The organism is Milkweed yellows phytoplasma str. MW1, assembly GCF_000309485.1.
In the GTDB taxonomy this organism is placed as follows: domain Bacteria; phylum Bacillota_I; class Bacilli_A; order Acholeplasmatales; family Acholeplasmataceae; genus Phytoplasma.
Genome location: NZ_AKIL01000016.1, coordinates 1 through 5,860, shown reverse-complemented (window position 1 = coordinate 5,860; position 5,860 = coordinate 1). Strand labels below are relative to the sequence as shown.

General features: G+C 24.3%; 3 protein-coding genes and 2 pseudogenes. All 5 read left to right on the top strand.

Annotation, left to right across the window (positions count from 1 at the left end; all coding sequences use genetic code 11):
- The first annotated feature begins 318 nt into the window (after positions 1-318).
- Positions 319-1,368: an AAA family ATPase gene (locus RI76_RS00405; protein WP_017192145.1), complete on the top strand. Its 1,050-nt coding sequence runs from the start codon at positions 319-321 to the stop codon at positions 1,366-1,368.
- Positions 1,369-1,517: 149 nt separating this feature from the next.
- Positions 1,518-1,697, top strand: a pseudogene (locus RI76_RS03245) (IS3 family transposase); the annotation flags it as partial.
- Positions 1,698-2,377: 680 nt separating this feature from the next.
- Entirely contained in the window at positions 2,378-2,785 is a 408-nt protein-coding gene (locus tag RI76_RS00400; protein ID WP_017192144.1) for an SVM family protein, read from the top strand.
- 919 nt (positions 2,786-3,704) lie between these two features.
- On the top strand, positions 3,705-4,028 hold the full coding sequence (locus tag RI76_RS00395) for an SVM family protein (protein WP_017192143.1): 324 nt from the start codon (positions 3,705-3,707) through the stop codon (positions 4,026-4,028).
- Between the two features lie 541 nt (positions 4,029-4,569).
- Positions 4,570-4,897, top strand: a pseudogene (locus RI76_RS03235) (lambda-exonuclease family protein); the annotation flags it as partial.
- Positions 4,898-5,860 lie beyond the last annotated feature (963 nt).

Sequence of the window (5,860 nt, the reverse complement as noted above, 5' to 3'; positions counted from 1 at the left end):
TGTTTTTTGTTTTTTATTTCTCTTTGTTCTTAAAAAGAAATTGTGTTTTTGCTTATACAAATAACAAAGGCGAAAGTTATAATATTTTGTCTATTTTTAATAAAAATAAAATAGAAAAATCTAAAAACTGAATTAAAAAATTTAGAATTAAAATCTCAAAATTTAGAAAATAAAATAGAAAATAAAATAGAAAATCTAAAAACTGAATTAAAAAATTTAGAATTAAAATCTCAACATTTAGAAGAATTAATCAGTAAAATCAATACCCAAAATAAAGAACAAGATAAAACATTAAAAAACAAACAAGATGAAACTGTTTTGAAAAATACTTCGAATTTTGAAAACAAAAAAAATAATTCTGTATATCGTTTTATTGAAATAATTGAAAAAAAAATAAATCAAATAGAAAAAAACTTGATTATTGTAAACAAAGAAGATAAAGAATATCAAAAATTAAAAAGTTATTTATTCTTTTTAAATGAGCAAAAATCTTTATTTCAAAATGAAAAAAAATTAAAAATTCTTTTTAAAGATATTTTCGCAATGGACACCGAAAAAGAAGAGTTACAAGATTTAATTTCGTTTTTTGAACTAAATGATGATGAAGAAGAATTATTTAATTTAGATTCAATCAAACCTAAAGGTTATTTATTATATGGTCCTCCAGGAACAGGAAAAACCTTTTTAATAAAAGCTTTTTCGAACGAATGCAACGCTCACTTTATTAATCTTATTCCTGCTAAATTTGATTGTCAATACACAGGCCAAGGAATAAAAGCATTAGAAAATATTTGGACTGAAGCAGAAAAATATGATAAATGTGTTATTTTTATTGATGAAATAGATGGTATGCCAAATAGAGAAAATGAAAAATTTACAAACAGCAATATAACTAACACTTTATTAGATAAAATAGACGGTTTTAAACAAAACAATAATAAAATTATAGTGATGGGCGCTTCTAATAATATTGATAAATTAGATAAAGCTTTAAGAAGTCGTTTTAGCAAAGAAATTTATATAGATTATTTGCAAAATGAACAAATAGAAGGTTTTTTGAAACATGTTTCTTTGCCTTATAATATAAGTTATCAAGCTTTTAGTTATTTAGAACGAATAGCCAAAAGATGTCAAAATGAGAATCATACAAATGCAAAATATTCCAATCGTGATTTGGCTGATATAATTAAATCAGCATATATAAAAGCAGCTAAATATAAAAAGAAAAACCCTTCACACAACGCAATGTTGGCTTCAGATTTAGAAGAAGCAATGAATTTAAAAGAAAACATTAAAACCAATCCGCGTCAATTATATGAAAAAAGAAATGAATGTGAACAAGAATTCGAACAAGCGAAAAAATTATGAATAGCTTATTGAAAAAAATAAATATGACAAATAAACAAAAATTCATTAAAAACTAATTTTCAACAAGAAAAAATAATAATTCCTAAAAAAGACCAAAAAATAAATCACAGTTTTTATCCATTTTTAAAAATTTAATAAACCTTAACTAAAAAAGTCTTTTTATTGGTGTGTCCCGCAAAGCGACGCCTCGCGATAACGCCATTATTGAGAATCTCTTTGGCCAAATGAAAAGTATCATTAACCAATTTCCTTATTTTTGGAATCAACAATGGCTCTTCACTAAATTAAACTATCATTTGCCCCTTCAATATTCTCAAAATTTGAGATAAATAAATTTTGAATCATTTTTTTTAAATATTAACCTTGAAAAAGGTTACTTTTTGCGCTTTTTTTACAATAAAATAATATAATTAATAATAAAAAATCATTTTCTTTTCATTTTATATTATAGGAGTGTTTTTAACTTTTTTTACCTAAATATATAATATGAAGGGGTAAAATGGGTAAAATATTACAAAAAATATCTTTTTCAATTAGCAAATTTATAAAAAAACATTAGACACTTTTTCGTCTAATGAAAAAATACTTTGTTAGTTTGAAAAGATATGAAATTATCACTTAATTTTAATTCTTAAAGAATAATGTTTTACAGCGCAATTTCTTCAGCTTGTTGGTTTATGATTTGGTTTATTTCGGTAATGTCTTGATCTTTTTGGGTAATTTTTTCTTGATATTTTTTTTCTTTTTGTTGGAAATTAGTAGTTATTAGTAGTTAATTGATTGATTTCATCTTGGAGGGCTTGTTTTTCTTGTTCTTTCATTTTTTTGAAACTCCTTTTTTAAGTTTGGCTAAATAAAAAAACCAAACTTTTTATTTTTAATTAATAAACAATTTGGTTCAATTAGTTGTTTTCTTTTGGTACCACTTTGATGGTTCGCTCTAAATAAAAGAACCAGCACTGACTGGTGATAAAATTTAAGGAAGAAAAATAAAAGGAAATTTCATATAATGTTTAAATTAAAAACAAATTTATTATTTTTTAGAATCGTTTTATTTATTGGTTTAGGATTATTTTTAATTGTTAATAATCAACAAGTAATGGCCGCCCCTAATGAAGAGTTTGTTAGTGATATGAGAATCGTTAATGTGACTGTATCAAATATTAATATTCTTAAAAATCATGAAATATTTAAACAATATTTTGATTTTACACTAACTGGTCCGCGTTATAATGGAAACATAGAAGAATTTGCAATTATTTGGAAAATTAAGAATCCGCCTCGTAATTTATTAGGTGTTTTTTTTGATAATGGGACTAGAGATGATGAAGATGATAAATATACTTTAGAAGATTTAAAGAATATGGGCAATGGAGCCCAAAATATGTATATTTTTTGGAAACATGAACAAAAATAATTTTTCGGAATTACAAAAGTAGTTAGAATAGTGTTTAAATTACAAAATCAATTTCAAATAATAAGTGTTTTTTTAATTAATGTTCAATTGAAAAAACCAATTTAAAATAATTAGTATTTATTTGTATTTATAGGTTTATTATTTATTAATATTAATTAAGTAATGGTGATGAATAATAATACTTGGAACAAGCAATGATGTTTATAATTCTTTAGAAGTCTTTAGAAGAATATAGAAATTATCAAAATTTATTAGTTTCTCAACAAAAAAAAGCACAAGAAGTTATTAATGCTTTTTAACATAAAGTATCAGAATCAGAGAAAAAACTTTTATTTGATAAACTCGAAGTAATACATAAAGAAATTATTAGAACTCAACAAAGACACTTAAATATTCAACAACAAATAACTATAAATTTAATTTTAAATAATGAAATAACAGAATTAGAAAATCTACATTCATCATTAATGCAAGAAATGACAACAATCATCAATAACACACCTCTTTAGGCTTCAAAAGAACAAATCAATCTTTTAAGAAATGCACAAATTAGAATAAATCAAAACCAAGAAAATATAAATACAATATTAGAACAAATAAAAAATCAATCACCTATACTTAGAATTAATTTATCTCTTAATCGTTCTTCTCAAAGACGTTAAAATAATTAATTTTTTAAATCACAAACTCAACACAAAGATTACTTGCCTTAGTCATACAAGAGCGGATGACTTCAACTTTGAACTAACCGAATTCAACCTTGTTCGGAAAACTTTATCTATTTACCAAAATAAACACAATAACTATAAAGTCAAAGAAATCAAATATATTAAAAGAGCCAATTCTTAATGGTGATAAAATTTAACAATTTCCAATATGTTAAAATTTAAGGAAGAAAAATAAAAGGAAATTTCATATAATGTTTAAAATAAAAAAACAATTGAAAATAATAATTTTTTATTTGTTTATTATCTTAGTATTTTTATTTATCATCAATCAAAAAATATACGCTTTACCTGGAATTGATTTAAATATTAGAAGAGCGCAACTTGAAGAAGAAAAAAATAATTTGGTACAAGAATTAACAAACGTTTTTAATGATTTGACTTTAAATACCCAAACACGTTTAAATAGAATGCATCAAATTTCATCAAGAATAGATATAATTCATGATAATATACAAAACATTAACCAACAAATTATTTTAAGAAATCAATACCATATGCAAAGGCAAAACAATTAAAGACGTTAAAACAATTAAAATTATTGAAAAAACCATAAAGACCTTCTTTAGGGTCTTTTTTGTTGCCCAAAATAAATTTAAAAGAAAGGAACTATTAAAATATATGTTTATTAAAAAATCTTATCATCTTTATTCATTAACATCATCTTTATTTTATTAATCCCTTTAATTTTTATTAATTATTTAATCAAATTCTTATCTTTTTACTTGTCACTTAAGAGCCATCCAAAGACTAAAATAAGGAATAGTAGTGGTTCAATTTTATCAATATCTAACTACTACGAAAACTAATAATCATGCGGAACCTAATTAATACTTGGCTAACGAAGTTAAATAATTGGTTTGTTGGATATTAGTAATCATTTTTCTTTAATCATCAAAATAAGTGGCTTAACTTAACCTTATTCAGCATTATTTTATTATTCCTACCTCATCTTTTATTTTTAATTGATTTTCTTTTAAAAGTTTTATTTTATACAAGCGAATTTATTTATTATTTAGGCCAATATATCATCTCATTATTTAAGAAAGGGAAATAAAAATGCAAATCAAACTATCTCAACGTACCAAAGAATGGTATCAACACTGCAAACAATATATTAACACTTCTTAAATCGGCAGTATTACAGGCAATGATAAATTTAGAACCTTAGAACAATTAGTTCATGACAAAATTTTTGGTACTACTTTTACATCAAAAAAATACACCGAACGCGGAAATAAAAACGAACCTCTAGCGAGAACTTTTTTCGAAAAAATCACGAAACTCACTTATCCTGATACTACCTTTACGGATGACAAAGAAAAAATGTTTTCCGCTGCTTTTAGACATTTATAATGCCAAAACAAAAACTCTCTTAGAAATCAAATATCTGTTTTGGAGTAAAGGAGTATCAAAATAAGTATCAGGAGTCATTTTATAACATCCTAATCGGATTTAGTTTGGGTTGTTTGATGATGTTATGATCTTTTTAAATAGTGATTAATCGCTGTTTCTTTTTTCGATTATCATTGAAGTCTTCTCCATAGAATATTTTTACTTTTATAATGACATCTTTTTCTTGAGGTTTTTTGTTGGCATCCCAGAAAACAAAGGTTTTTATGACCGCAATTTTGTTTTCAAGGAGTTCTTCTAAAGTGTATTTACCATCTTTATGAACATATTCTGATTAAAAGGTTTTAGGATAGGAAAATAGACTACTCATATATGATACCTTAAGGAGGGTTTTTGAGGCGATAATAGCTATAAAGAGGAATTCCCCTCGTCAAAAAATGCCATTAATGGTTGTATAAGGGTTTTTTTGAGACGTCACTATGCCCGTAGTAGTTATATACGGGCTCTTCAAGATTCCAATTAGGAGAAAATTCGATATTGGAAGTTATTTTTAATATTTTAGGAATATTTTTTATATCTAGGATGTTAATATCGTATCTTTTTAATTCGGGTTGAGCGTTCCATTCATATTTAAGGGTTTTGAGGATCAGCTAGATTTATTGGCGTTTTGATTCGTTATGAAAATAGCTAGAGGAGAAGATAATTTTTATGAAAGAATAAAATATTGATTAATAAAAAATAATTAAGAAAATTTTTTTTAAAGATTTAATTTTAGTCACGGTTTGTTTCCTCCTTTAAGATTTTTATTTTATTTTATGGCCTTACCCATAGTGTTGTATATGTTTTAGCAAAAGAAAAAGCCCTTATTTTGTCTGTATAGAGAAAATCTTAGTATATTTTGCAAAAGTCTTGTTGATAACACTAAAAAATAAACTTAATAACAAAATACGAGTGTATGTTTTTATCAAGTTTAATGGTTTTTTTTTAAAGCGCTTAC